Origin of the sequence: Streptomyces sp. NPDC059743 (genome assembly GCF_042732975.1) — a bacterium.
In the GTDB taxonomy this organism is placed as follows: domain Bacteria; phylum Actinomycetota; class Actinomycetes; order Streptomycetales; family Streptomycetaceae; genus Streptomyces.
On the sequence record NZ_JBHWGS010000008.1, the window covers coordinates 177,713 to 204,444 of the forward strand.

Annotated in this window: 21 protein-coding genes and 1 pseudogene; 12 read left to right on the top strand and 10 right to left on the bottom strand. The window is 71.0% G+C overall.

The window, feature by feature from the left end; all coding sequences use genetic code 11:
• The first annotated feature begins 75 nt into the window (after positions 1 to 75).
• From ACFV6H_RS16910 to ACFV6H_RS16920, 3 genes and pseudogenes are all read left to right on the top strand, one after another.
• Positions 76 to 381 carry an SHOCT domain-containing protein gene (locus ACFV6H_RS16910; RefSeq protein WP_385542327.1) on the top strand — a complete coding sequence of 102 codons (306 nt, stop codon included), beginning with the start codon at positions 76 to 78 and terminating at the stop codon, positions 379 to 381.
• A pseudogene (locus ACFV6H_RS16915) lies at positions 378 to 1,115 on the top strand (ABC transporter ATP-binding protein); the annotation flags it as partial. The gene ACFV6H_RS16910 and the pseudogene ACFV6H_RS16915, both read left to right, overlap by 4 nt.
• Positions 1,116 to 1,288: 173 nt before the next feature.
• Positions 1,289 to 3,859 (top strand): ABC transporter permease, encoded by a 2,571-nt coding sequence (locus ACFV6H_RS16920; RefSeq protein WP_385542329.1) that lies wholly within the window; start codon positions 1,289 to 1,291, stop codon positions 3,857 to 3,859.
• A gap of 34 nt (positions 3,860 to 3,893) precedes the next feature.
• On the opposite strand, the gene ACFV6H_RS16925 is transcribed toward ACFV6H_RS16920, so the two are convergent.
• Together ACFV6H_RS16925 and ACFV6H_RS16930 are read right to left on the bottom strand one after the other, a co-directional pair.
• Complete coding sequence (locus ACFV6H_RS16925) at positions 3,894 to 4,418, bottom strand: ATP-binding protein (RefSeq protein ID WP_176732501.1); 525 nt, start codon at positions 4,416 to 4,418, stop codon at positions 3,894 to 3,896.
• A 267-nt stretch (positions 4,419 to 4,685) separates the two neighbouring features.
• Positions 4,686 to 5,003, bottom strand: coding sequence for a hypothetical protein (locus ACFV6H_RS16930; protein WP_093594388.1), 318 nt, complete (start codon positions 5,001 to 5,003; stop codon positions 4,686 to 4,688).
• Between the two features lie 178 nt (positions 5,004 to 5,181).
• On the opposite strand from ACFV6H_RS16930, the gene ACFV6H_RS16935 reads away from it, so the two are divergent.
• A complete protein-coding gene (locus tag ACFV6H_RS16935; protein WP_385542331.1) occupies positions 5,182 to 6,435 on the top strand; it encodes a PLP-dependent cysteine synthase family protein in 1,254 nt (417 codons plus the stop codon).
• 13 nt (positions 6,436 to 6,448) lie between these two features.
• Here ACFV6H_RS16935 and ACFV6H_RS16940 read toward each other — a convergent pair whose 3' ends face one another.
• Entirely contained in the window at positions 6,449 to 6,916 is a 468-nt protein-coding gene (locus tag ACFV6H_RS16940; RefSeq protein ID WP_385542333.1) for an SRPBCC family protein, read from the bottom strand.
• A gap of 134 nt (positions 6,917 to 7,050) precedes the next feature.
• Entirely contained in the window at positions 7,051 to 7,899 is an 849-nt protein-coding gene (locus ACFV6H_RS16945; RefSeq protein ID WP_384785705.1) for a DeoR/GlpR family DNA-binding transcription regulator, read from the bottom strand.
• A 332-nt stretch (positions 7,900 to 8,231) separates the two neighbouring features.
• Here ACFV6H_RS16945 and ACFV6H_RS16950 point away from each other — a divergent pair, with 332 nt between their 5' ends.
• Entirely contained in the window at positions 8,232 to 10,646 is a 2,415-nt protein-coding gene (locus ACFV6H_RS16950; protein WP_385542569.1) for a hypothetical protein, read from the top strand.
• A gap of 90 nt (positions 10,647 to 10,736) precedes the next feature.
• On the opposite strand, the gene ACFV6H_RS16955 is transcribed toward ACFV6H_RS16950, so the two are convergent.
• The 4 genes from ACFV6H_RS16955 to ACFV6H_RS16970 all read right to left on the bottom strand — a co-directional run bounded on the left by ACFV6H_RS16955 (position 10,737) and on the right by ACFV6H_RS16970 (position 15,543).
• Positions 10,737 to 13,154, bottom strand: a complete 2,418-nt coding sequence (locus ACFV6H_RS16955; protein ID WP_385542335.1) for a right-handed parallel beta-helix repeat-containing protein — start codon at positions 13,152 to 13,154, stop codon at positions 10,737 to 10,739.
• Between the two features lie 190 nt (positions 13,155 to 13,344).
• Positions 13,345 to 13,953 (bottom strand): hypothetical protein, encoded by a 609-nt coding sequence (locus tag ACFV6H_RS16960; protein WP_384978071.1) that lies wholly within the window; start codon positions 13,951 to 13,953, stop codon positions 13,345 to 13,347.
• Positions 13,954 to 14,111: 158 nt separating this feature from the next.
• Positions 14,112 to 14,987 carry an MOSC domain-containing protein gene (locus ACFV6H_RS16965; RefSeq protein WP_385542337.1) on the bottom strand — a complete coding sequence of 292 codons (876 nt, stop codon included), beginning with the start codon at positions 14,985 to 14,987 and terminating at the stop codon, positions 14,112 to 14,114.
• A gap of 82 nt (positions 14,988 to 15,069) precedes the next feature.
• Positions 15,070 to 15,543, bottom strand: a complete 474-nt coding sequence (locus tag ACFV6H_RS16970; RefSeq protein ID WP_385542339.1) for a DUF6643 family protein — start codon at positions 15,541 to 15,543, stop codon at positions 15,070 to 15,072.
• 250 nt (positions 15,544 to 15,793) lie between these two features.
• Here ACFV6H_RS16970 and ACFV6H_RS16975 point away from each other — a divergent pair, with 250 nt between their 5' ends.
• Entirely contained in the window at positions 15,794 to 17,104 is a 1,311-nt protein-coding gene (locus tag ACFV6H_RS16975) for a TerD family protein (RefSeq protein ID WP_385542341.1), read from the top strand.
• 37 nt (positions 17,105 to 17,141) lie between these two features.
• On the opposite strand, the gene ACFV6H_RS16980 is transcribed toward ACFV6H_RS16975, so the two are convergent.
• On the bottom strand, positions 17,142 to 18,362 hold the full coding sequence (locus ACFV6H_RS16980) for a glycosyltransferase (protein WP_385542343.1): 1,221 nt from the start codon (positions 18,360 to 18,362) through the stop codon (positions 17,142 to 17,144).
• 58 nt (positions 18,363 to 18,420) lie between these two features.
• On the opposite strand from ACFV6H_RS16980, the gene ACFV6H_RS16985 reads away from it, so the two are divergent.
• Positions 18,421 to 19,338, top strand: a complete 918-nt coding sequence (locus tag ACFV6H_RS16985; protein ID WP_385542572.1) for a glutamate racemase — start codon at positions 18,421 to 18,423, stop codon at positions 19,336 to 19,338.
• Positions 19,339 to 19,562: 224 nt separating this feature from the next.
• Entirely contained in the window at positions 19,563 to 20,123 is a 561-nt protein-coding gene (locus ACFV6H_RS16990) for a hypothetical protein (RefSeq protein ID WP_384785728.1), read from the top strand.
• Positions 20,124 to 20,181: 58 nt separating this feature from the next.
• On the opposite strand, the gene ACFV6H_RS16995 is transcribed toward ACFV6H_RS16990, so the two are convergent.
• Entirely contained in the window at positions 20,182 to 21,297 is a 1,116-nt protein-coding gene (locus ACFV6H_RS16995) for an O-antigen ligase family protein (protein ID WP_385542345.1), read from the bottom strand.
• 383 nt (positions 21,298 to 21,680) lie between these two features.
• Between ACFV6H_RS16995 and lnt the strand changes: the two genes are divergently transcribed.
• From lnt to ACFV6H_RS17015, 4 genes are all read left to right on the top strand, one after another.
• Positions 21,681 to 23,285, top strand: a complete 1,605-nt coding sequence (lnt, locus tag ACFV6H_RS17000) for an apolipoprotein N-acyltransferase (RefSeq protein ID WP_385542347.1) — start codon at positions 21,681 to 21,683, stop codon at positions 23,283 to 23,285.
• A gap of 9 nt (positions 23,286 to 23,294) precedes the next feature.
• Entirely contained in the window at positions 23,295 to 23,774 is a 480-nt protein-coding gene (locus ACFV6H_RS17005) for an NUDIX domain-containing protein (RefSeq protein WP_093605205.1), read from the top strand.
• Positions 23,775 to 23,829: 55 nt separating this feature from the next.
• Positions 23,830 to 24,696 (top strand): 3-hydroxybutyrate dehydrogenase, encoded by an 867-nt coding sequence (locus ACFV6H_RS17010; protein ID WP_385542349.1) that lies wholly within the window; start codon positions 23,830 to 23,832, stop codon positions 24,694 to 24,696.
• A gap of 86 nt (positions 24,697 to 24,782) precedes the next feature.
• Positions 24,783 to 26,675, top strand: coding sequence for a helix-turn-helix domain-containing protein (locus ACFV6H_RS17015; protein WP_385542351.1), 1,893 nt, complete (start codon positions 24,783 to 24,785; stop codon positions 26,673 to 26,675).
• The last annotated feature ends 57 nt before the right edge of the window (positions 26,676 to 26,732 follow it).

Here is a 26,732-nt window from a genome sequence, read left to right on the forward strand (position 1 = left end):
CGGGCCGGTCCCGACGCGAGGCTCGGAGGAGACAAGCAAAGACAGCGAGACCTTCTCCGGAGGAGCTGAACCGAGATGAACACTCTGGCCTTTCACGGCGGGCCCGGCCCATGGATTCTGCTGTTCCCACTGTTCTGGGCGGCGGTTGTATTCGGCGCCCTCACCCTCCTGCGCCGCACCGTATGGCGCCGTGGCAGGAGCAGTGGCGGCGGATTCCGTGGCCCTTGGCAGCCCGCGGACATTCCGTACGACCACCAGTCGCCCATAGCGATGCTCGGCCGCCGGTTCGCGGCCGGTGAGATCGACGAGGACGAGTACTGGCGCCGACTGTCCGTGCTGGACGAGCAGTTCGGCCGTACGGGCAAGGCGGGTACGGCATGAGCACCGCCACGGTGACCGGTACCGCGGCCCGTGTCGTCGGCGCCGTGAAGATCTACGGCAAGGGCGATACGGAAGTGCGGGCCCTGGACGGAGTGAGCGTCGACTTCACGGCGGGCCGCTTCACCGCGATCATGGGGCCCTCCGGCTCCGGGAAATCCACCCTGATGCATTGCGCGGCCGGACTCGACACCCTCACCTCGGGCTCCGCCTTCATCGGCGGTACGGATCTGAGCACTCTCGACGACCGAGGGCTCACACTGCTGCGCCGCGAGCGGATCGGCTTTGTCTTCCAGGCCTTCAATCTCATTCCGACCCTCACGGTCGCCGAGAACATCACTCTCCCGATGGACCTCGCGGGCAGACCGCACAACGACGATCTGCTGGACGACCTCATCGACACCGTCGGACTGCGCGACCGGCTGCACCACCGGCCCGGTGAGCTGTCCGGTGGACAGCAGCAACGCGTCGCCGTGGCCCGCGCGTTCGCGGCCGGCCCCGATGTCGTCTTCGCCGACGAACCGACCGGCAACCTCGACTCGCGCGCGGGGGAGGAGGTGCTGCGGCTGCTGGGCCGTACGGTACGCAGGACGGGCCGTACGGTCGTCATGGTCACCCATGACCCGGTCGCCGCGGCCCATGCCGACGAGGTGGTCTTCCTCGCGGACGGTCGGCTGGTGGACCGGATGCGGAACCCGACCGCCGACCGAGTGCTCGACCGTCTGAAGGCGTTCGACGGCAAGAACGCGGTGGACATGGGCCTGGCGGTCATGGGCCCGGCGGCCATGGGCCCGGCGGCCATGGGCCCGGCACACACAGCCCTCGCGCACATAGCCCCGGCCCACACGGACCCGGCAGACACAGAGGCCGCCACCGCCAAGCGCTCCACCACCCGCAAAGGGCCGACCACATGAGCGGGACCCGCGCCTCACTCCGTATCAGCCGTAACTCGCTCCGCGCCCACAAGCGGCGCTTCGCGGGCACCTTCACCGCCGTTCTGCTCGGTGTCGCCTTTCTGACCGGCACTCTCGTCATGGGCGACACGCTGCGCGGCAGCTTCGGCACCATGTTCGGCGAGGCCGCGGGCGGCACCGACGCCGTCGTCCGCAGCTCCAATGTGGTCACCGTCCCGGGCGAGGGCCAGGGCAGCAGAGAGCCGGTGGACACCGCGCTGATCGCCCGTATCGGGCGGACACCCGCGGTTGCCGCCGTCGCGCCCAGGATCGAGGGTGCCGGACAGCTCGTCGGCGCGAACGGCGAGCCCATCGGCGGCCAGGGCCCGCCCACCGTCGCCGGCAACTGGATCGACGACCAGGAACTCAACCCGTACCGCCTCGCCGAAGGGCGCGTGCCCGCCAGGACCGGCGAGGTCGTCGTCAACCGCGGCGGCGCCGAGGCCGGCGGACTGAGGATCGGCGACAGGACCGTACTGCGCACTCCGGATCCGGTCGAGGTGACCGTCGTCGGCCTGGCCACCTTCGCCGGCGAGGACGGCATGGCCCAGGTCACCTATACCGGTATGACGCGGGCCGACGCCGAGAAGTACCTCACTCCCGAGCCGGGCAGGGCCGCGAGCATCCAGGTGCGCGCGGGACCCGGAGTCAGCCAGCGGGAACTGGTCGACGCGCTCACTCCCGTCCTGCCGCCCGGCGTCGAAGCGATCACGGGACAGGAGTCCGCCGACGAGAACCAGGACATGATCTCCGGTCAGTTCCTCGGTCTCTTCACCACATTGCTGCTGGTCTTCTCCGGCATCGTGCTGCTCGTCGCCACCTTCTCCATCCACAACACGTTCGCCATCGTCGTCGCCCAGCGCACCCGTGAGAGCGCCCTGCTGCGCGCACTCGGCGCCTCGCGCGGCCAGATCGTCGGCTCGACGCTCGCCGAGGCGGCCGTCGTCGCGCTGGCCGCGTCCGCCGCCGGACTGCTCGCCGGCCTCGGGATCGCGGCGGGCCTTCAGGCGCTGTTCCCGGCCATCGGATTCCCGTTCCCCGAAGGCCCTCTGGTGATCGGGGCGCTCTCCATGCTGCTGCCTCTCGCCGTCGGTGTCGTCGTCTGTCTGGGATCCGCGCTGCTTCCCGCCGTACGGGCCGGGCGCACCGCTCCGCTGGCCGCGCTGCGCGAGACCGCGGTGGACCATTCGGGTGGCTCCCGGACGCGCGCTGTCACCGGAACGGCTCTGGGCGCGGTGAGTGCGGGCGCCATCCTCACCGGAGTCCTCGCCACGCCGTCACTGCTGCTCGCCGGTACGGGCGCGGTGCTGGCCCTGGTCTCGTTCGTGGTGCTCGGCCCGGTGGCGTCCTCGTACGCGGTACGGATCCTGGGCGGGCCGCTGGACCGGCTCCGAGGCGTGTCGGGCGGGCTGGCCAGGCGCAACGCGCTGCGTAGCCCCAAGCGCACCGCCGCGACCGCCACCGCGCTGATGATCGGTGTCGCCGTCGTCTCGCTGTTCACGGTCTTCGGCGCCTCGCTGAAGGCCACCATGGACCGCACGGTGGACCGCTCCTTCGCCGGGGATCTCGCGGTGAGCGCGCCCGCCTTCGGCGGCGGAGGCAGCGGGCTGAGCCCCCGGCTGGCCCCGGCCCTCGCGAAGCTGCCCGAGGTGGCCGTCGCCGTCGGTCTCGGCAGAGGAGTGGCCGAGGTCGACGGGCAGGGCCGTGCGCTGACCGTCACCGATCCGGTCGCGCTTGCCGAGGGCTTCGATCTGGGCTCCGTACAGGGCTCGCTCACCGGTCTCGGTACGGACGGGATCGCCGTCTCGGACACCGAGGCGGACAAGCGTGGCCTGCGGCTCGGCGGCAGTGCCGAACTCGCCTTCACCGACGGGAAGAAGGAGACCGTCACCGTCCGTGCCGTCTACGGGCGGTCGGAACTGGCGGGCGACTATGTCATCACCCGGGCCGCCTGGGCGCCGCACCGCGCGCAGGACTCCGACACCCTGGTCTCCGTCACCTTCCGGGACGGCGTGTCCGCCGCCACCGGCACGGCGGCGGTCGAGAAGGCGGCGGAGGCGTACGGAAACCCGGAGGTGCAGACGCGTGACGAGTACGCGCGTACCGCGGCGGGAGCCATCGACATGATGCTGACTCTCGTCTACGCGCTGCTCGCCCTCGCCGTGGTGATCGCCCTGCTCGGGATCGCCAACACCCTGACGCTCGCGGTCCACGAGCGGACCAGGGAACTCGGTCTGCTCCGGGCCGTCGGCCAGACCAGGGCCCAGCTCCGGGCCATGGTGCGCTGGGAATCGGTGCTGGTCGCCGCGTTCGGTACGGCCGGCGGACTGGCTCTGGGCGGGCTGCTCGGCTGGGTGATCGTCAAGGCGTCCGAGGGCGCCGGGGACACGCCCTTCGCCTTCGCCGTACCGCCGGTTCAACTGGTAGTGATCGCCGTGGTCGGGCTGACGGCCGGTGCGATCGCGGGCCGGCGGCCCGCGCGCAGGGCCGCGCGCCTGGACGTACTGCGCGCCATCGCCACGGAGTAGCCACGGTCGCGCGCGGTCAGCTCACCATGCGCGGTCAGCTCACCATGACCGACCGGACCGTGGCGGCCCTGTGCTCGCCGGCCAGAGTGCCGAACTCGAAGTCCGGGAAGGGACCGTCGGTCGTCGCTCCGTACACCGGACTCAATGCCTGGGAGAGTGCGGCCGGCGGCGCGGGAAGCGTGAACCAGATGCTCTTGCCCGTATCGCCTCGGGCGCGCACGCCCCAGCTCTCGCTCACGGCCGCGATCAGTGCGAGACCGCGACCGCCTGTGTCGAAGGGATTGGCACGGTTGACCGTCGGTATCCGGGGGTCGTGGTCACTGACCGAGACCATGAGGCGTTCGAGCAGCAGCTCGATATCGACGGTGCACAGCTTGTCGGGCTGCGCGTGGCGGTGGACGTTGGTCAGCAGCTCGGTGACGCCGAGTGCCGCTTGGTCGATCAAAGGATCGAGATGCCAAGAACGCAATTGTGCGGAGATGATTCTGCGGACCTGACCGATCCGCGACGGCAGGGCCTGGAGCTCCACCGTGCAATGCCTGCGGGGCTGGCTGATCACGGCTGCGACTCCCCGAAATGAGGTCCGGAAGACGACGAAGGAACGGGTCCGGCAGCGCGCTCGCTGGCTCGCCGCTGTTCCCGGCCCGGCGGGGCTGGATCGCAGTGTTACCGCCGGTTCACCCTGAGTGATGTGAGACCAGAGTGAACCAGGGGACCCGGCTTCGCAACTCGCGGCGGATCAAAGGCTGATCGCGTCTTCCGCGGTAGGTCGGACGCTCTGCCGCGGGCCATGTGTGCGCGGCGGTTCAGGCGCTCCGCGGGCAGGTCATGTGTTTTTGTGGCTCGCCCGGCTCACGGCCTCCATGAACCGCACGGCCAGCGCCGACGCGTCGGGTCTGTGATCGCGCTGGCCCATGGTCAGCCGGTAGCGGATCCCGTTCACGGTGGCGACCGTGCTGCCACGGCCCGCGAACCAGGGCCTCGCCGCCCGTACGGCCCGCAGCGGCGCGCTGTCGATCACCCGGCCGTAGCTGGTCAGCAGAGCCAGTCTGCCGTCCTGGATGAGGACTTGGCCTGCCTTGGTGAGCGACCGCGGCCACCGTTCTATCCGTACCCCGCGCGCGTCGAACTCCGGCTCAGCCATGGCCCTCAGCCCCCTCCGTGCATACCCCGCACAGGCAGTCTGCCCAAGTATGCCCATGGACACCAGACCGCCTTGCGCACAGGGTCTCCAAGGCATCGCTATGGCTGCCCAAAGCGGACGTTTGCGCAGGTGGTAGGGGTACCTTCAGGAGAGGGACGAGGAGACGAGGACCACGGACATGACGCGACCGGACAGCACGGGAGAACGGGACGGTACGGGAGCGGCCGAGGCCACGACGACGGCGGGCGGCAGGACGGTGGCGGGCGGTAGGACAGCGGCCGACGGTGGGACAGCGGCCGGAGTCACGGCGGCGGGCGGCGGTGAGGTCAGGGCGACCGTCGACGTGGACCGCAGCGACGCCGAGTACCGCGCGTGGCTCAAGGAAGCCGTGCGGAAGGTCCAGGCCGACGCCAACCGCTCCGCCGACACCCATCTGCTGCGCTTCCCGCTGCCCGAGCGGTGGGGCATCGATCTCTATCTCAAGGACGAGTCGACGCATCCGACCGGCAGCCTCAAGCACCGGCTCGCCCGCTCGCTCTTTCTCTACGGTCTGTGCAACGGCTGGATCCGTCCCGGCAAGCCGGTGATCGAGGCGTCCAGCGGCTCGACGGCGGTCTCCGAGGCGTACTTCGCCAAGTTGATCGGCGTGCCGTTCATCGCGGTCATGCCGCGTACCACCAGCGCCGAGAAGTGCCGGCTGATCGAATTCCACGGCGGGCGCTGCCACTTCGTCGACGACTCGCGGAAGCTGTACGAGGAGTCCGCGGGCCTGGCCGCCAGGACCGGCGGCCACTACATGGACCAGTTCACCTACGCGGAGCGCGCGACGGACTGGCGCGGCAACAACAACATCGCCGAATCGATCTACCAGCAGCTCAAGTTGGAGCGCTATCCGGAGCCCGCCTGGATCGTCGCCACGGCCGGGACCGGCGGCACCTCGGCGACCATCGCGCGCTATGTGCACTACATGCAGTACGACACCCGGATCTGTGTCCCGGACCCGGAGAACTCGTGTTTCTTCGACGGCTGGACCCGTAACGATCCGCTGGCGTGCAGCGAACTCGGCTCCCGGATCGAGGGCATCGGCCGGCCCCGGATGGAACCGAGCTTCGTGCCGGGAGCCATCGACCGGATGATGAAGGTGCCGGACGCGGCGAGTATCGCCGCCGTACGCGCGCTGGAACGGGCCATCGGACGGAAGGCGGGCGGCTCCACCGGTACGGGACTGTGGAGCGCGCTGAAGATCGTGGCGGAGATGGTCGCGGCGGGACACCACGGCAGTGTGGTGACCTTGCTCTGTGATCCCGGCGACCGGTATCTCGACAAGTACTACTCGGACGCCTGGCTCGGCCGGCAGGGCCTGGACATCGCTCCGTACACGGTCACACTGGACCACTTCCTGGCGGATGGAGTCTGGCCGGACAGCGCCTGACGCCCACAGGGCTTCAGGCCTTCGCGAGGCGCCGGTCGAGGGCGCGCACCGCCTGCCGGAAGGTACGGCCCATGGCCGGGCGGGCCAGCCGTAGGACGGTGCGGTACACCGCCGTACCATCCGTGGCCACGGTCCACCGCACCCGGGTGCCGTTGCCCACCGGTGCCAGCCGCCATGCCTCCAACAGGGCGTGTACGCCGGGTGCGTCGGTCTCGTCGGTGCGATACGCGTAGAGCACATCGGGCTGGGCGGCCAGCACCGTCTCCCGGAAGCGGGCACCGCCCTTGAGCCGTACCGTACGGCCCTCCGGCGTGGGCGTGGCGGCGGTCACCTCGCTGAACCACTCGGGCCAGGACTCCGTTTCGGTGGCGAGCGCCCGGTAGACCGCTTCCGGCGGCGCGCTCAGCAGGCCCGTGTACGCCAGACGTACGGGCGCGGACTCGGCGAAGTCCAGTTCCACGGAATGGAGTTGGCGGGCCATGGACAGCACATCCCTGGGCGGCGTCGAATGATGGGACCGGACATTTTAGTGCGTGGCACGGGACGAATGCCCTGGTCCGTCACACAGCAAACGGCTGACGGCACGGCCGCACACGAGATACCGGGCGCGCGCGGTCAGGCATCCTGCGGCGGTATCAGGTCCTCGGGCCCACCCGCCACCACCAGGCCCGGGAGCAGCTCGGCGAGCTCCTCGCGAGCCTCCTGCGGCAGCCCCGCGTCCGTCACCAACGTGTCCACCTGGTCCAGCGTCGCGAAGGAACTCAGGCCCACCGTGCCCCACTTGGTGTGATCGGCGATGGCCACCACCCGGCGCGCCGACCGCATGAACCGCCGGTTGGTCTCCGCCTCGCCGAGATTCGGTGTGGACAGCCCGGCCTCCACCGAGATGCCGTGCACGCCGAGGAACAGCACATCGAAGTGGAGCGAGCGGATCGCCTGGTCCGCCACCGGGCCGACCAGCGCGTCCGACGGTGTGCGCACCCCGCCGGTCAGCACCACCGTCGCCGCTCCGGGATGCCCGCCGCCCGCCATGCCCGCGCGCTGCGCCGCGTGGAAGACCTCGGCGACCCGTATCGAGTTGGTCACCACCGTCAGATCCGGTACGTCCACGAGATGGTGGGCCAGCACATAGGTCGTGGTCCCGCCGGACAGGGCGATCGCGCTCCCGGGCACTACCATGGCCGCCGCCGCCCGCGCGATGTCCTCCTTGGCGGCCAGCTCCAGCGCCGACTTCGCCTCGAATCCCGGCTCGTGCGTGCTCGCCTCGACCACCGGCACCGCACCACCGTGCACCTTCTCGATGACGCCCTGGCGGGCCAGCGCGTCCAGGTCCCGCCGCACCGTCATGTCGGAGACATTGAGCCTGCGCGTCAGCTCGTTCACACGGACTCCGCCGCGCCGGCGCACCTCGTCCAGGATCAGGGCACGGCGCTGCTCCGCGAGGAGGTTCTGACTGTCACTCACCGCCTGGCCGTTCCTTTCCTGGTCCTCGTCCAGATGGTCGCTGGAGTTTCGCTGCAGTTCCGCTGTCGTCCGATGCCGTATGCCGTATGCCGTATGCCGTATCCCGCCGTCCCCGATGGCCGAGGATGTCCGATCGGTACGGGTCCCTCATCCTCGCACGGGGTTCGGACACTCGCGCCGGGGGTTGGCGGAGGCGGGCCCCGGGGAGATTCCGTGAGAGTCGCGCGGGCAACGGCCGGGATCCGCGATTCTGGTGCCTCTTGTCGCGCGGGCCGTTCCCGGTCCGGATTCACTCCGATCACTCCGAACCCTGTTCACTCCGAGAGCGAGCCATCGAAGTGCCCTCAGAAACTCCGGATCCGCAGAGCGGCGGAGCCGCGCTCGAACTGCTGGTCCATGGCGTCGGCGGGGCCACCCCGCAGAAGATGCTCGACGATCCGCGTACGGTCAGGATCACCGGTGACGAGACGGCCGCCGTCTACCGGCGCAGGGACGACGCGGAGGCGGAGCGGCATCCGGAGCGCCATGCCGACCGGCCCGTCCCCGAGGCGTACTGCTGGTCCAACCTCACCTCGGGAAACGGCTCACGCGCGCTGTGGCTCCTGCTGCTTCCCTTCATGGTGGTCAATCTCGCGCACTGGATGCGGCCCGCCACCAAGGGCCTGGTCAAGTTCCAGCGGCTGTACGGAGTCCTCGTACGGCTGGTCGCCCTCACTCTCACCGTGCTGCTGACCGCCGCCGCCTGCGAGGTCGCGCTCGATCTGACGGCGTGGCAGTGCGCGGGCTCGGCGGACTGTGTCGCCGAGCGGTCCTGGCTCGGCTTCCTGTCGCCGGAGGGACATGGCTGGTGGTCGCAGCCCGGCCGTCGGCTCGCCCTCGCCTCGCTGGTGCCGACGGCGCTGGTGGGACTGCTCTGGTATCTGTCGAACCGCACATGGAGCGCGTACGAGGCCCAGCGCCCGCCCACCGACACACCGTCAGCGTCCGCCTCCGCCACGGCCGCGGCCGCGGCCGATGACCCCACCACCGCCACGGCCACCACTGCGGCCGACGGGCGTCCCGCGCCCGGTGAGGGCCCGGTGAAGATACGGCCCGCGATGGGCCGTCCCGGATTCTGGTACGGCCGCCGGCTCGTCGCCCGGCTCCGTGCCGCGCACACCGCCGCCGGCTTCCTCACCGTCGCCGCCGCGCTGACGACGGCCGCCACCGAGCACGACAGCGGCTCCGCCGGTACGTCGACGGCCGTGCCGGGCCGGCTGCTCCAGGCGGCGCTTCTCGTCTGCGCGGCCGTGGTGCTCTGGGCGGTGTGCAGCAGAGGCCGCAGCGAGCGCCGGCGCGATGCCACGCTCGACCGGATGCTGATCAGCCGGCTGCCCGTCGGCGCGCTCGCCCTGCTCGTCCTGTCCATGGTGTACGCCGCGTGGTCCAGGCCCGGCTGGATCTCCACCGGTGTGCTGCCCGGCGACATGACCTTCCGGGTGATCGCCCTCGCACAGGTCGCCCTGGTCGTCGCACTCGCCGTCACCGCCCATGTCCTCCACCGCCGCGCACCGCATCCGAGGACCGCGATGCGCGGCCTCGGCGGACCGGCCGTCGCGATGCTCGCCTGCGGGCTGGGCGGTGTGATGACCGGCGGAGTCGCCCAGCGTGTCGCCGACTGGCTCGACGGGGACGCCACACCGGGGATGGGCGGAGGCGCGATCGCCGGTCCGCCGGTGCTGCTGAGCTGGCAGGCCTCGGTCATTCCCGTTCTGCTCGCCCTGCTGCTGGTCCCGGCCGCCGTCCTCGCCGTACGTACCGTACGCACCACCCGTGAGCTGGCGGACGTCGTCGAGTCGGAGTACGACAAGGTGACCGCGGACTCCATCCGTACCCAGCAGGTGGCGGGCGCCCGCGCCAGGGCCATGCTCACCGACGCCGCGCCCTGGCTGGTCGGTCTGATCTCCGGCGCCTCCCTGCTGCTCGGCTCCGCCGCGATCGCCGGATCCTGGCTGAGCGGCGAGGTGCCGGGCCAGGCCGCGAAGGGCGCCGACTCCTTCGTGGAGTCCGTGGCCGACACCGCGCAGGCGCTGGGCTCCTGGCTCGTCGGCCTCGGTTTCATCCTCTTCGTCACCTGGGGCCGCCGCGCCTACCGTGACGCCTCCGCCCGGCGCACCATCGGCATCCTCTGGGACGTGGGCACCTTCTGGCCGCGCGCGGCCCATCCCTTCGCACCGCCCTGCTACGCCGAGCGCGCCGTGCCCGACCTCACCTGGCGGATCACCTCCTGGACCGCGCGTACCGGCGGCCGGCTCGTCCTCTCGGGCCACTCGCAGGGCAGCGTGCTGGCCGCGGCGGCCGTCTGGCAGCTTCCCGCCGCCACGCGCCACCGGGTGGCGCTGCTGACGTACGGGTCACCGCTGGAGCGGCTGTACGGCCGCTGGTTCCCGGCGTACTTCGGCGCGGGACCGCTGAGCGATCTGAGCAGGGAAGTGCACTGCTGGCGCAATCTGTGGCGGGCCACCGATCCGATCGGCGGACCGGTCCTGGTGCCCGCCGAGGGCGACCGTCCCGAGGTGGACCTGGGACCTCTGAAGGATCCGCTCGCCTATGGCCGTACGGCGCTGCATCCGCTGCCTGAGCCGGTCCTCGGACACTCCGACTACCAGGCGGATCCGGACTTCGCGGCGGAACGGGCCGCGCTGCTCGACCGGCTGCCTCCGCCGGTGGTGCCGCAGCAGCGAGCAGCCCGACAAGCAAGGGAGTGAGCAGGCAAGGGAGTGAGCAGGCAAGGGCGCGAGCAGGGGAGCGGCGCTCAGGGCCAGGACGGGCTCAGGCAGCCAGGGCAGTCAGGGCGCTCAGGGCAGTTCGGGCAGATCGTCCGCGTAGAGCAGCGTCAGATCGTCCGTGCTGGTCTCCGGCAGCTGGGCGACCCGGCCCGCGTGCCGCTCCACCATCGACTCGAACGTCTGGCGTGCGGTACGGCCGTTGCCGAAGGCGGGCCCCTTGGGCAGCGCCGTGAAGTACTTGACGAGTGCCTCGGCCGTACCGTCGCCCAGCCGGTACTCCTGCTCCTCCGACTGCTGCCGCACGATCCGCAGCAGCTCGTCGGGCTCGTAGTCGCTGAAGGTGATGGTCCGTGAGAACCGCGACGCCACGCCCGGGTTGACCGTCAGGAAGCGCTCCATCTCGGCCGTGTACCCGGCGACGATCACCACGACCGCGTCCCGGTGGTCCTCCATCAGCTTCACCAGCGTGTCGATCGCTTCCTTGCCGAAGTCCCGCCCGGAGTCCTCGGGAGAGAGGGCGTACGCCTCGTCGATGAAGAGCACTCCGCCGCGCGCCCGGTCGAAGGCCTCCTGCGTACGGATCGCCGTGGAGCCGATGTGCTCGCCGACCAGGTCCACCCGGGAGACCTCCACGAGATGGCCGCGCTCCAGCACTCCGAGGGAGTGCAGGATCTCGCCGTACAGCCGGGCCACCGTCGTCTTGCCGGTGCCGGGAGAGCCCGTGAAGACGAGATGGCGGCGGACCGACGCGGCCTTGAGGCCCGCCTCCTTGCGCCGCCGACCGACCTCGATCATGTCGGTCAGCGCACGGACCTCCCGCTTGACGCTGTCGAGACCGACCAGCGCGTCGAGTTCGCCGAGGACTTCCTCCGAGGAGCGCGCGGGCGCGGTGCCCGGGACGGCGTCCTGTGCGGTCGCGGCCGTGGACGAGGCGGCGCTCTGCGCGGGGACCGCGCCGAGCAGCCCGGTGGTCTGTGTCGCGGTCAGCACGGTGGGCGGCTCGGACGACGGAGCCAGTACGCCGCTCTCGTCGCTGGTGCAGTCCTCGGCGGTCGGGCCGTTCTCGGCGAACTCGTAACCGCCGCGCGCGCACCGTTCCGTACGGCACCGCGTGAGCGTCGTACGGCAGCCGTCCATCACATGGAAGCCGTAGCCGCCGCCGCCCGTCACCCGGCAGTTGTGGAAGGTGCCGCGGCCCTCGGCGGAGACATAGAAACCGGCCTCGGCGGACGAGGTGACCGTACAGCGCTCGATGGTGGGATCGGCGCCCTTGGTGACGATGACACCGGTCTGTACGGAGTCGATGGTGCAGGAGTTGAGCGTGCCGCCGCTGCCGTGGTCACGGAACCAGGCGCCGGTGGAGGCCTCCCTGATCCGGCAGTCGTCGAGCTGCGCGGTCGCGCCGTCGCTCACCGACACCGCCGTGTTCCGCACCTGGGAGATGTCGCTGTCGACGACATCGGCACGCGAGCCGCGGTCGAGGACGAAGAGCGCGTCGGGCACGTCGTGCACCCGGCAGGAGTCGAGGACGACGGTCGCCCCGTCGCTGACCCAGACGGCCGGATAGTCGCCCGTACTGTCGTGGATCTCGCACTGGTTGGCGTCCACACGGGTGCCCGGGTCCCAGACGGAGAGGCCGTTGCGGCCGAAGCGGCGCACCGTGGAGCGGGTCAGTGTCAGCACCGAGCGGGAGCGCAGATCGACCGCGTTCTCCGGGATGTCATGGATGTCGCAGTCGGAGAGGGTGAGCACGGCGTCGGTGTCGAGGGTTATCCCGTCGGCCGAGGTGCGGTGCACGGAGGAGTCGGTGAGATGAGCGGCGGCGCGGGACGTCACCTGCACACCGGTGCCCTTGATCTCGTACACCTCGCAGCCGATCGCCTCCATCCCGCTGCCCTCGCCGGTGATGGACAGGCCCGCGCCCGAGGCGTGGTGGATACGGCAGCGCTCCAGCCGGGGATGCGCGCCGCCGCGCACCGAGACACCGGACTGTCCGGCCGCGACGACCTCGCACTCCTCGAACACTCCGCCCGCGCCGTCGAGTACGCCGATACCGACACCGGCCGGGTTGTCGACGGTGCAGCGGCGCACGGTGGGCCGCGCCGCGCCGCGTACCTCTATGCCGGCCGCCGAGCGGGTCACGATCCGCAGCTCCGTCAGCTCGGGCGCGCCGTCCTCGACGAGCAGCGCGGGCGATGTCGCGTCCTGGCCCTCCACGAGGAGGTCCTGGATGGTGGCGGAGGCACGGACGGTCAGCGGGACGCCGTCGGCGGGCGCGATACGTACGGAGCCGGCCGAGCCTTCGGGACCGCGCAGCGTGACGGCGCGCGCCACGACGAGATTCTCCCGGTAGGTGCCGGGGGCGACGGTGAGGATGTCGCCGTCGCCGGCCGCCTCCAGGGCAGCGGCGAGGGACGCGTACTCGCCCGTGCGGCGCCGCCAACGCGATGTTCCGGAGTGCGTCACCTGGACCGTGCCCTGTGCCATGGCGCTGTTGTGCCCCCACCTCGTGCGTGTGCGCGTGCTGTGCCGTCCCGGGCGCCGGCCCCGGACCCCGGCCGCAAGGGCGGACCGGGCGGCACCACCGTAGCGCGCATGACACCTCCGAGTTGACGCGAGAGGCCGCTCTCGGACGGGACTTCGCCACGGCGCGGCCTGATCGGAGGGCAGGTGCCTGCTAGCTGCCCGCGCCCATGCGGCCCCAGTCCGGGCCGGCTTTGGCCCAGGCCCGGTCGAGGTGCTCGTACCTCCGCTGTACCAGGCGCCATACGATCAGCCGCCTGCCGCACTCCACCAGACCGGCCGCCAGCACACCGGCGCCGAGACCGACAAGAACGGCGTGGCTGCGCGCGCTGTCCGCGTTCATCGGAGGCTTCACCGGTCTGCCGCGCTCGTCGGCCCAGATGCCGAAGGTGTCGCCCGCCCGGGGCTTGCGCGAGGGCGCGGAGACAAGGCCCGTACGGGAACTGCCGTCCACCGTCCGCCAGGTGGCGATCACCTTGCTGCTCGTGTCGTGCTGCGCGGCCGACTCGGCGTCGAACGGGACGGTATGGCGCTCGGTGGAACGGCCGACGACCATGGCGGTCGTCCGGTGCCGGTGTTCGTGCTGGAACCGGACCGTCTCCCGCAGCGACGCGTCGACGGCGTTCCCGCAGAGCCAGCCGACGACCGGAGCGGCGAGCGCGAACAGCCCCACCGCCGTCAGCGCGACCCATGCCTCGATCAGATCCGTCCCTCTGCGCAGGGGGTTGCGCCGCCAGCGCCAGAGTCCCAGTATCGTGCGCACCGTTTCGCACCCCCTTCCGTGTCCGTTTTAGCCGCGGGCAGCACGGTTTACGCGCGATGAGTGCGAAGAGAGAGCAAGCTCACTTCGTTGTCCCCTGCACCCAAAGCCGGATGTGCCGGGCAGGTTGGGAACCACGGGATCAGTCGGGAACCACGGGATCAGTCGAGCACCGTGAACGGATCGCCCACGCGGAGCGTGCCGGTGGACTCCGGGACGAGGTTCTGCCCGAAGATCAGCCGGCCGTCGAACTTGCGGTACCGGCCGAGGGTGCGCAGCGGCTCCTTGCCCCGCTCGGCGGTCCGCTGGTCCGTGGTGGTGACGACGCACCGCCCGCAGGGCCTGGCGACCCGGAAGGTCACGTCTCCGACAGCGACGCGGCGCCAGTCGTCCTCGGCCCAGGCCGCTGTCCCGGCCACGACGAGATTCGGCCGGAACCGGTCCATCGGCAGCGGGCCCTCCTCCGCGTGATCCCCTTCCGCGATCCAGGAGTTGAGGGCGTCGAGCGAGGCGAGCGTGGTGACCAGCAGCGGAAAGCCGTCCGCGAAGCTGACCGTCTCCCCGGGCCGCGCGAACTGTGGATCGACGGGCCTGCGCGAGGCCGGGGCGTCGAGATGGACGAGCCTGACCTCCACCCCGAGGTACGTGCTCGCCCAGTCGTGTGCCTCGCTCCCCGCGGGCACGGCTTCGACCTTGGTCCCGAAGATGTCCACCACGACGGTGCCGGTGCCTCCAGGCTCCGGTCCCTCCTCCAACGCCCGCGGTTCGAGGACCGTCAACGGCTCAAGTCCCGGCGCGTGCAGCCGGATCCCGCCGTCCGGCCGTGGCTCGGCGCGGGCCAGGGCCAGCCGTGGCCGCTGGCGCTGCGTGACCACCTTTCCCGTGCCGTCGATCAGCGTCCAGCGGCGGTCTCCGGCGAGCCCCCAGGGCTCGACGAGCGCGCGCTCGGGCGTACAGCCGGCCATCGACTTGACCGGATGGACCCGCAGGGCGTGCAGAACCGACCGGGCCGACTGGGCCGACCGCGTTGGTCGCACCGACTCGGCTGGTTGAGCTGGTTGAGCTGGTTGGACTGGCTGATGGACCGGCTTCGGCATGAAGCCATCCTGTCAGCAGCCCTCAGTACCCCCGTGTCTGATAGGGCCGGTTGTACGGGTCGTCGTACTGCGTGGGCGGCGCGGGCGCCGGGCGCGGAGCCGCCGGACGCATCGCCTCGTAGCCCGTACCGGGCATCGGACGCTGCGGCTGGGGCTGAGGCTGCGGCTGGGCGGCCGGGTAACCGCGCGGCGGCACCTGCTGCGGTATGTACGGCGCGGGCGCGTGCTGCAACGGCATGGGCTGCTGCATCGGCATCGGCTGCTGCTGGTAGCCGCCGTACGACGGTGCGGGCTGGGAGGGCGCCGGGGGAAGGGCGGGCAGCGCGGACGGCAGAGCCGGCAGATAGCTGTTGCCGGTGTCATAGGCGGAAGGCACTCGGATCGGCGCGATCTGAGGCGTGCCCCGCTCCGCGACCAGGGAGTCGTAGATAGGGGTGTCCGGGAACGACGGCGCGGTGTAGTAACCGCCGCCGTAGGTGGCGCGGGGGGAGGTCATGGAACATAAGTTAAGCCCACGATGTGCCGGTTGGGGAGTCCGATAAGGGGGTTCTTTGGGGAGCTGTGGGAGACTTCGGATCCCCAATGCGAGCGAACATGGGAAAAACGGTCGTCCGAAGATGTTCGGATCGTGTAAAGGGCAAGCTAGCGGGGGGTTACCGACGGGTCCCGCAGGTCCGAACGGCGTTCCTACCATTAGGTTGGCGGCACGAAATCTTCGGACACCCCGACCCGCGATGGGGGCGAGCATGGCCATGCTTAAAGGAGCCAATCTGCCGGTACCGGCGCCTGCTGTCCGAGTCGAATTGGGATGGCGTTCAGGACCCGGCGTACCGGACGTCGACGCGTCGGCGCTGCTGCTCGTCTCGGGGAGAGTCCGCTCCGACGCCGACTTCGTCTTCTACAACCAGCCGGTGCACGCGTCGGGCGCGGTACGCCACGAGAACAAGGCGAGCGAGGGAGCCGGCGTCACGGACACGCTCACGGTCGATCTCGCGCGTGTGGAGCCCACCGTCGAGCGGATCGTCCTGGCGGCGTCCGCCGACGGCGGCAGCTTCGGACAGGTGCCCGGGCTCCATGTACGGGTGCTGGACGCGGCTGCGGGCACCGAGATCGCGCGGTACGACAGCCAGGACGCGACCGTCGAGACGGCGTTCGTCCTCGGTGAGCTGTACCGCCGCCAAGGGAGCTGGAAGTTCCGCGCGGTGGGGCAGGGTTACGACAGCGGACTCGCGGGCCTGGCGACGGACTTCGGTATCTCGGTCGACGAGCCGACGCAGCACTCCGTACCTGCGGCACCAATGACGACGCCTACGACGCCTACGACGCCCATGGCATCCGCAGCGTCCGCCCGGACGGTGCCGACCGTGCCCGCCGTGCCACCGGCTCCCGCGCCCGCCGCGCCTCCCGCTCCGGCTCCCGTACGGCTCAGCAAGGTGACACTGACCAAGGAATCCCCGACCGTCTCCCTCGCCAAGCAGGGCGGCAGCTCCGGCGCGATGCGTGTGAACCTCAACTGGCAGGTGCGCAAACAGTTCAAGGGCTGGGGCGCCAAACTCGGCCGGGCCGTCGCCATGCATGGTGATCTCGATCTCGACCTGTGCGCACTCTATGAACTCACCGACGGCCGCAAAGGCGTCGTCCAGGCACTCGGCAATGCCTTCGGCGCGCTCAACCAGCCGCCGTACATCCATCTCGACGGCGACGACCGCACGGGCGGGAGTGCCAGTGGTGAGAACCTCACCATCAACCTCGATCACAAGGACCGACTGCGCAGGATCGTCATCTTCGTGACGATCTATGAAGGCGCCCGCAGTTTCGCGGATCTTGACGCGACGGTCACACTCCAGCCGCAGCACGGCGCTCCGATCGACTTCTCACTCGGTGAATGCACCGTGCCCTCCACGGTCTGCTCACTGGCGCTGATCACCAATACCGGCTCGGACCTCGTGGTCCAGCGCGAAGCGCGCTTTCTCGTACCGGATCGCGGCGTCAGTCCTCAACGGACCATCGATTACGCCTATGGCTGGGGCATGAACTGGACGCCCGGCAGGAAGTGACGTACGCGCGCCCGCTCCGGAGACCCGGATCGCGCCGTCAGCGGTCCGGGGTCTCCGGAGCGGCCTGCGGGCGGGTGTACGTACGGCCCTTCCAGGCCGCGCCACGGCCTCGGTAGTGCTGTACGGCGGAGTCGACCGTCATCAGCAGATAGAGCGACGCCGTGAGCGGCAGGAGCGGGGCCAGCCAGAGCGACTGCCGGTAGTAGCGCAGCATCGGGATGTACGTGCCCGTCATCACCGCCCACGCGGCGAAGCCCAGCCATCCCGCCGCCGTGTCGCCGCCCAGCACACCCGCGCCCAGCGCCACCGGCGGTACCAGATAGATCAGCGCGAGACCCGCCACCGTCCCGAGGAGCACCAGCGGATTGTGTCTGAGCTGCGCGTAGGCGCTGCGCGAGACCATCCGCCAGAGATCGGCCAGCCGTGGATAAGGACGCACGCTGTCGACGCGTTCCGCGAGACCGAGCCAAATGCGGCCTCCACTGCGCTGTACCGCCCGCGCCAGTGACACATCGTCGATCACGGCCTGATGGATCGATTCGGGCACCTGTGCGCGTACGGCGGCCTCCGTACGGAGGAGGACACAACCGCCCGCTGCTGCCGCCGTACGGCGGCCGGGACGGTTGACCCAGCGGAACGGATAGAGCTGCGCGAAGAAGTACACGAACGCCGGTACGACAAGCTTCTCCCAGACGCTCGCCACCCGGAGCCGCGCCATCTGTGAGACCAGATCGAGGTCATGCGCCCGGGCGGCGGCGACCAGTTCCCGCAGACTGTCCGGCTCATGGGCGATATCGGCGTCCGTCAGCAGCAGATACTCGGGGCCGTGCGCGCGCGCCAGCGCGATGCCGTGCCGCAGTGCCCACAGCTTTCCGGTCCAGCCGGGCTCCGGTTCGCCGGGCGAGGCCACCGTCAGCGGCAGCCCGCCGAGCCGCGCGGACAGCTCGCGGGCGAGCCCGCCCGTACCGTCCTCGCTGCCGTCGTCGATCAGGAAGATCTCGGCCTCGCCGGGATACGTCTGCGCCAGCAGGGACGGCAGGCTCTCGGGGAGCACCGCCGCCTCGTCCCTGGCGGGTACGACGACGGCGACGGACGGCCAGCGGGTACGGGCCTCGGCCGTGCCCTCGTCGTCCTCGTCCGTGTGGTACGGCTCGTGCTCGGGCAGCCGCTGGTCCGTACGCCAGAAGAATCCCTGACCCAGCAACAGCCAGCCCCATATGGCCAGCGAACCCATGGCGATCCAGGCAACGGCACTCATTCGCCGCAGTCTGCCCCACATCAACGGGACCGCACACGCGGTCGACTATGGTGACCGGGTGAAGATCGCGCTCATGGACTCAGGCATCGGTCTGCTCGCGGCTGCCGGCGCGGTACGGAGGCTCTGCCCCGAGGCCGATCTCGTCCTCTCGTCCGACCCCGACGGCATGCCCTGGGGACCGCGTACTCCGCAGGACGTCACCGAGCGCGCGCTCGTCGTGGCGCGCGCCGCGGCGGAGCACCGTCCCGACGCGCTGATCGTGGCCTGTAACACCGCGACCGTGCACGCCCTGCCGACGCTCCGCGCCGAACTGGAGCCGGGACTGCCGGTGATCGGTACGGTCCCGGCGATCAAACCGGCCGCGGCGGGCGGCGGGCCGCTCGCGATCTGGGCCACCCCGGCCACCACCGGCAGCCCGTACCAGCACGGACTGATCCGTGACTTCGCGCCGTCCGTCGGTGTCACCGAGGTGCCCTGTCCGGGGCTGGCGGACGCCGTGGACGCCGCCGACGAGGCCGCGATCGACCGCGCGGTGGCCGCGGCGGCGGCGCTCACACCGCGCGATGTAAGGGCCGTCGTCCTGGGCTGCACCCATTACGAACTGGTCGCGGAACGTATCCGTACGGCCCTTCGGCGGCCTGGTCTGCCGGATGCGGTCCTGTACGGCTCGGCCGACGCGGTCGCCGCGCAGGCGCTCCGCAGGATCGGTGAGGGTGGCGGTGCGGGGGCCGGGTCCGGAGACGGCCGCAGCTACGGCTACGGCGTCGACCGGGTCCTGGTGACATCGGTCACGTCGACGGGACTCTCGGACGGCGCGATGGGCGGTTCCTCGGGCAGTCCGGCGGGCAGTCCGGCGGATCGTCCCTCGGGCGCGCGGCTGACGGTACTGCTCAGTGGTCGGGAGTCGGTGCTTCCGGAGCCCGCGCTCGCCTACGCGGAGGGCCGGCTGCTCGCCGCAGTCGACCAGGTGCGCTGACCCGCGCCGACTCGCGCCGTACCCGCGCCGACTCGCGCCTACCCGAACGGAGCATGCTCCGAAGAGCATCCGGAGTACGTCCGGAGCGCCTGCTGGACGCTCGCGGGAGGCGTACCGCACGACCGCTGACCGTGTACGGGCTCGTATGAAGCGCGTACGGGGTAACGCCGCATCAGGTTGCGGAGGGACTACCGGCGCACCGGAACCTGGGTACTCTGCAAGACATGAGGGAGCACCCCCGGCATGAGGGCCACCCCGATGAGCCCGTGCCCGACACCTGGACAGGCCGCGCCACCAATCGTGCGCAGTGGCTGCTCGCCGCCGCCGGCGCCGCGTGTATCGCGCTCGGGATCGTGCTGGCCGTGGAATCCTCCTGGTCCTCCGGATTCGCCGCCCTGCTGATGTCGGTCGTCGGCTGTGTGGCGGCGGGACTGCTGATTCTCTTCGGCACCCTGGCGTTCGTACATGTCGCGGTCCGGGTGGAGGGCGACTGCCTGGAGGTGCGCTGCGGACATATGGGCCTGCCGCGCCGCCGTATCCTGCTCGCCCATGTCGTGGACGCCGACTTCGCGCCGAGAGTCACTCCGCGCCAGTGGGGCGGCTGGGGCTATCGCTGGCGGCCCGAGATGGGCACGGCCGTGGTGGTACGCCGTGGTGAGGCCCTGGTGCTCAAGCTGGGCGACGGCAGGATCTTCACCGTGACGGTGGACGACGCCGAGTCCGCGGTGCGCTTCATCCGCAGCCGTCTGCAACTCGCGCCCAAGTCCAACGCGGCGGGCATCTGAACGCTGAGGTACGTGCCTAGGACAGGGCCTGGGCTGGCCGGGCCGAGCCCGTAGCCGTTCAGGCGGGCCCGTAGCCGTGGGGCCGTTCTCTCTTGTCCGGTGCCGCCGATGTGTGTGCCGATGTGACGGACGACACAGGAATGGCGTCGGCCTCCGGTCTCGCCGTGGCCAGGCCCGCGAGCAGACCCGCGCCCGCCGTCACCGGAGTGAAGCTCAGCGCGTTGCCCACGCTCGCCACGGCGGCGAGTGCCGTCAGCGCGGCACCGGCCGTGAGGACCACCGGCGTGGAGCACGCCGAGCGCGCCAGCCCGTACAGCAGCCAGCCGAACACGGCGCCCAGCAACAGGACTCCCACCACTCCCTGTTCCGCGGCCTGCTGGAGCGCTGCCGAGTGCGGTGTGCTGTCGCTGTCCAGCGACTGCGTCACGGTCGGACTGAGGTCGCCGAAGCGGTCGGGTCCCGAGCCCAGCAGCGGGTGCTCCTTCGCCAGTTCGGCCGCGTCCTGCCACAGCGCCACCCGGTGCTGGGTGAGCTGGCCCTCCAGCGAGACCGAGAGCCCTTCGGGCAGCACCTGCTCCGCCACCGCCCATGAGGCGCCCACCACCAGCGCTGTGACCAGGGCGAGTCCGGCGAGTCCGGCCACCCGCCGCCGCGTCCTGGCCGCCGCCAGCGAACACAGCAGCACTCCGAGCACCGCGACGAACCCGGCGACCGAACCGAACAGCAGCGCGGCGCCCGCGATCGTCACCGCCAGCAGCGTCATGGTCAGCCGAACGGATGACGGGCCGGCCGCCGTCGCCGCGCAGCAGGCCGCGCCCGCCGCGAGCACCAGCAGCCCGGCCACCGCGCCGGTGTCGCCCGGCGGAGTGCCCACGGCCACCGCCGTACCGAATCCCTCCTGGCCTGATGCGATCGCCGCCGCGAGCCAGGCGACCGCCATCACCGAGGCCGTCGCGACCGGCGCCAGGGAGCCGCTGATCCGGCCGCTGGCGTAACCCGCCGTGACGGCCAGCACCGCGAGCAGAACGCCTTCGGGTCTGCCGTCGGTCCCTGCCGCGCTGATCAGCGCCCACACGGCGCAGGCGCCGAGGACCACGGCGCCGACGACATCGGGCGCGCCGGAGCGTTCCGGTACGACTGATCGTTCCACCGGTGGTTCCGCTGGTGCGGCCATCCCGTCGCCCCCCGACCTCTGACGGCCCTGTCCACAACCGCCGGATCCGGCCATGCGACAAGGACTGGCGGACACGGTAATGGCAGCGATGCCGATGTGTGGAGGGATTGCGAAGGTACGCCGCCCTGCGTATCGGCTGCATCGGCCGTACGCGGTGACGCCTGCGAGTGGTGCCTGCGGTGACGCGCGCCCTTGGCGCGCTCACAGTGCGCCGTTCCCGCGCCGCTCCTGAGCCGTTTACGAGCCGTTCCCGAGCCACTTCCGAGTCGCTTCCGACACGTCCTCGGGCGCGGTCGGCGGCCCGTACTCCTGGCCCGTACTCCTGGCCCGTACTCCTGGCCCGTGCGCCCCGGCACATGGCGTCCCACCGTAGACTCCGCCAGGTGAGCGCCACCATCACCACCGTCGAGCCCACTCCGTCCGTCCCGGCCTCCGGCGGCCGTGGTCTGCTGCGACGGTTCATCCGGCCGGGCGCGGCGGCGCTGTCCGGCGTCATGCTGTACGCGAGCTTTCCACCCCGCACCCTGTGGTGGCTGGCGCTGCCCGGCTTCGCCCTGCTCGCCTGGAGTCTGTACGGCCGCCGCCCACGCGCGGCACTCGGCCTCGGCTATCTCGCGGGACTGGGCTTTCTGCTGCCGCTCCTGGTCTGGACGGGCGCCGAGGTCGGGCCGGGACCATGGCTCGCGCTGGTCGCGATCGAGGCGCTCTTCATCGCTCTCACCGGTATGGGCATCGCGGCCGTGTCGCGGCTGCCCGTATGGCCGGTCTGGGCCGCGGCGGTCTGGATCCTCGGCGAGGCGGTCCGCGCGCGGGTGCCGTTCGGCGGATTTCCCTGGGGCAAGATCGCCTTCGGCCAGGCGGACAGTGTCTTCCTGCCGCTCGCCGCGGTCGGCGGCACGCCCGTACTCGGCTTCGCCGTCGTCCTGTGCGGCTTCGGGCTGTACGAAGCGGTACGCCAGGTCCTTGCGTACCGGAGGACCGGTACGGTCCCGCGCCGCGCCGGCGCCATCGCCGCGCTCACCGTCTTCGTGCCCGTCGTGGCGGCACTCGCCGCCCTGCCGCTGGTGGACGACTCGGCAGAGGACGGCACCGCAACCGTCGCCGCGATCCAGGGCAATGTGCCCAGGGCGGGCCTTGAATTCAACGCCCAGCGCCGCGCGGTCCTCGACAACCATGTCCGCAGGACGCTCCAGCTCGCCGACGAGGTGAAGGCGGGCAAGGAGCCTCAGCCCGACTTCGTCCTGTGGCCGGAGAACTCGTCCGACATCGACCCGTACCGCAACGCCGACGCGCGGGATGTGATCGACCAGGCCGCCAGGGCGATCGGCGTACCGATTTCCGTCGGCGCCGTCGTCACTCCGGACACCGGACCGCTGCGCAACACCCAGATCCTGTGGGATCCGGAGCGCGGCCCGACGGCCACATACGACAAGCGGCAGATCCAGCCCTTCGGCGAGTATCTGCCACTGCGCTCCCTCGTACGGACGATCAGCCCGGGCTACGCGGACATGGTGCGCCGGGACTTCGGCCGGGGCAGCGAGCCGGGCGTCTTCGATCTCGCGGGCACCGAGGTGGGGCTCGCCACCTGCTACGAGGCGGCCTTCGACTGGGCCGTACGGGACACCGTCACCCATGGCGCCCAGCTCATCTCCGTACCCAGCAACAACGCCACCTTCGACCGCAGCGAGATGACCTATCAGCAGCTCGCGATGTCGCGGGTGCGGGCCGTCGAGCACAGCAGGACGGTTGTGGTGCCGGTCACCAGCGGCGTCAGCGCGATCATCCAGCCGGACGGCAGGATCACCGAGAAGACCGGGATGTTCACACCGGGCGCGCTCGTCGCCGAGGTCCCGCTCCGCTCGTCGCTGACTCCGGCCACCCGCCTCGGTACGCTTCCCGAGGGCCTGTTGGCGGCGGTCGCGGTGGGCGGTCTCGGCTGGGCGACGGCCCGTTCCGTACGCAACAGGAGGAACGCGGCGGCCGGTTAGGGTCGGTGTATGGGAACTCCTGACTTCATCCGGCAGATCCGCGCCACCGCGGGCCACCAGCTCCTTCTGCTGCCCGGCGTCAGCGCGATCGTCTTCGACGACGACGGGCGCGTACTGCTGGGCCGCCGTGCCGACACCGGGCGGTGGTCGGTCATCGGCGGGATCCCGGAGCCGGGGGAGCAGCCCGCGGTCACGGCGGTCCGCGAGGTGTACGAGGAGACCGCCGTACGGTGTGTGGCGGAGCGCGTCGTGCTCGTCCAGGCGCTCAAACCGGTCGTCTATCCCAACGGCGACGAGTGCCAGTACATGGACATCACCTTCCGCTGCCGCGCGGTCGGCGGTGAGGCGCGGGTCAACGACGACGAGTCCCTGGATGTGGCGTGGTTCCCGGTGGACGGACTGCCGGAGCTGGGGGAGTTCGCGCTCCTGCGGATCAAGCAGGCGCTCACCGATGCACCCACATGGTTCGAACCTATGCCTCTCCGGTGAAGTGTGGGCGCTGACCACATCGGTCGGGACCTGAGCGCTGCTTAGGGTGCGGAATATGACCGCGCCCACCACACCAGGTCCCGCCGACGCTTCCGCCTCCTCCTCCGAGGCCGCTGCCGCTTCGGACGGCGCTCCCGCCGTAGCTCCTTCCGCTCCCGTCGCGCTCGACCTCGGCGGCCGTGTGGCACTGGTCACCGGTGCCGCGAGCGGTATCGGCCGCGCCTGCGCGCTGCGGCTCGCGGCGGCCGGGGCCCGCGTCAGAGCCGTGGACCGGGACGGCGAAGGGCTCGAAGGCCTGGCCAAGGACGCCAAGGGACTGCTGGGTGCCGTCGAACCACGGGTCCTCGATCTGACCGACCTCGACGCGGCCGAGCGGGCCGCGGCGGGCACGGACGTCCTGGTCAACAACGCCGGACTCCAACTGGTGCGTCCCATCGAGGACTTCCCGCCCGATGTCTTCCACACCGTTCTCACGGTCATGCTGGAGGCGCCCTTCCGGCTGATCCGAGGCGCGCTGCCGCACATGTATGGCGAGGGATGGGGCCGGATCATCAATGTGTCCTCCGTACATGGGCTGCGCGCCTCGGCCTTCAAATCGGCCTATGTGGCCGCCAAACACGGTCTGGAAGGTCTCTCCAAGACCGCGGCGCTGGAAGGGGCCTCGCACGGAGTCACCTCCAACTGCGTCAACCCTGGATATGTGCGTACACCACTGGTCGAGAAGCAGATCGCCGACCAGGCGCAGACCCATCACATTCCCGAGGAGCGCGTTCTCACCGATGTCCTGCTCCAGGACTCCGCGCTGAAGCGCCTTCTCGAACCGGACGAGGTGGCCGAGGCGGTCGCCTATCTCTGCACTCCGCAGGCGTCCTTCATCACCGGTATCTCGCTCACTCTGGACGGCGGCTGGACCGCGCACTGACTCTTCCGAGCGGCCGGGTTGTCCACATCGCTTGCGTTGTCCACAGGGCTGGCGCGGCCGGCCGTACGACGGGTAATCCTGTGTCCATGTCCCACGATCAGGCTTCCTACCTGGAACTCCTCGCCCGCGGCGCCGCGGCGGAGGCATACGACCGGCCCGCGCTGCTCGCCCGTGCCGACGGCGCGGGAGCGGAGACGCTCGCCGCGCTGGAGCACGCCAAGCGGCTCGCCCTGCGGGTGCGGGCCGAGCTGGCGGAGCGGCGGCGCCGGGAGGCCGAGCTGTCGGCGCTCTTCGAGACCGCGCACGACCTGGCGGGTCTGCGCGATCTCGACGCGGTGCTCCGGGCGATCGTGCAGCGCGCCCGTTCACTGCTGGGCACGGAGGTCGCGTATCTCTGTCTCAACGATCCGGCGGCGGGCGACACCTATATGCGCGTCACGGACGGATCGGTCTCGGCCCGCTTCCAGCAGCTCAGACTCGGCATGGGCGAAGGACTCGGCGGGCTCGTCGCCCAGACCGCGCGTCCCTATGTCACCGACAGCTATTTCGACGATCCTCGCTTCCAGCACACCAGAGCCATCGACTCCGGTGTGCGCGACGAAGGACTGGTCGCCATCCTCGGTGTTCCGCTGATGCTCGGCAGCCAGGTCATCGGGGTGCTCTTCGCCGCCGACCGCCGAGCCCGGGTCTTCGAGCGTGAACAGATCGCCCTGCTGGGCTCGTTCGCCGCGCATGCCGCGGTCGCGATCGACACCGCGAATCTGCTGGGGGAGACCCGGTCCGCGCTCGCGGAGCTGGAGAAGGCCAACGAGATCATCAAGGAGCACAGCGCGGTCATCGAGCGCGCCTCGGATGTGCACGACCGGCTCACCGAACTCGTGCTGCGCGGCGGCGGGGTCAATGACGTGGCGAGCGCGCTGTCCGAAGTGCTGGACGGCACGGTGGAGTTCGCGGGCCCAGGCTCCTCCTCCGTGACCGCTCTGGAGCTGACCGGGACCGACGGCCGTGCCAAGTGCCACGACGAGGTCTGGGGCGTCGCCGTCTCGGCCGGTGGTGAGCTGCTCGGCGCGCTCGTCCTGCGCGGCCATCCCGAGCTGGATCCCGTCGACCAGCGCACCCTGGAGCGGGCCGCCATGGTGACCTCACTGCTGCTGCTCGCCCGACGCTCGGCGGGCGAGGCCGAACAACGCGTGCGCGGCGAGCTGCTGGACGACCTCCTCGACGCGCCGGACCGTGATCCGCGGCTGCTGCGCGAACGGGCCGTCCGGCTTGGCGCGGATCTCGACGCTCCGCATGTGGTGCTGGCCGCCCGGATCGACGGCCCCGCGCCCGACACCACGGAGCGGGAGACGGCCGACCGGCGCCGGCTGTGGTCCGCCGCGTCGCATCTCGCCGCCACCGGACAGGGACTGGCCGCCACCCGTGACGGAGGCACGGTCCTGCTGCTGCCGCTCGCGCCCGGCGACACGGCCGCCGGTCTGGCCCGTCGTACGGCGGCGCAGCTCGGCGGGGCGCTGCGCGAGCCCGTCACCATAGGCGCCTCCGCCGTCGTGGAGTCGCCCGCCGGGCGGCCGGGTGCGATAGCCGAGGCGTATGCGGAGGCGAGGCGCTGTCTGGACGCGCTGCGGCTGCTCGGCCGCTCGGGCGACGGCGCCGCCGCCCAGGACCTGGGCTTCCTCGGACTGCTGCTCGCCGACACCCGTGACATCGAGGGCTTCGTCCACCGCACCATCGGCGACGTCGTGGACTACGACCGGCGCCGGGGTACGGATCTGGTCCGCACCCTGGGCGCGTACTTCGCGTGCGGTATGAGCCCGGTCCGTACGAAGGACGCACTGCACGTCCATGTCAACACCGTCGCCCAGCGGCTCGAACGGGTCGGGCGGCTGCTCGGTCCCGACTGGCAGTCACCGGCGCGGGCCCTGGAGATCCAGCTCGCGCTGCGGCTGCACGCGATGGCCGCCGCCGTCGTGCGGTGAACGGTGTGTTCATCGCACGACAGCGGCGGCCCGACGGCCATGATCCGCCCTGTCCTG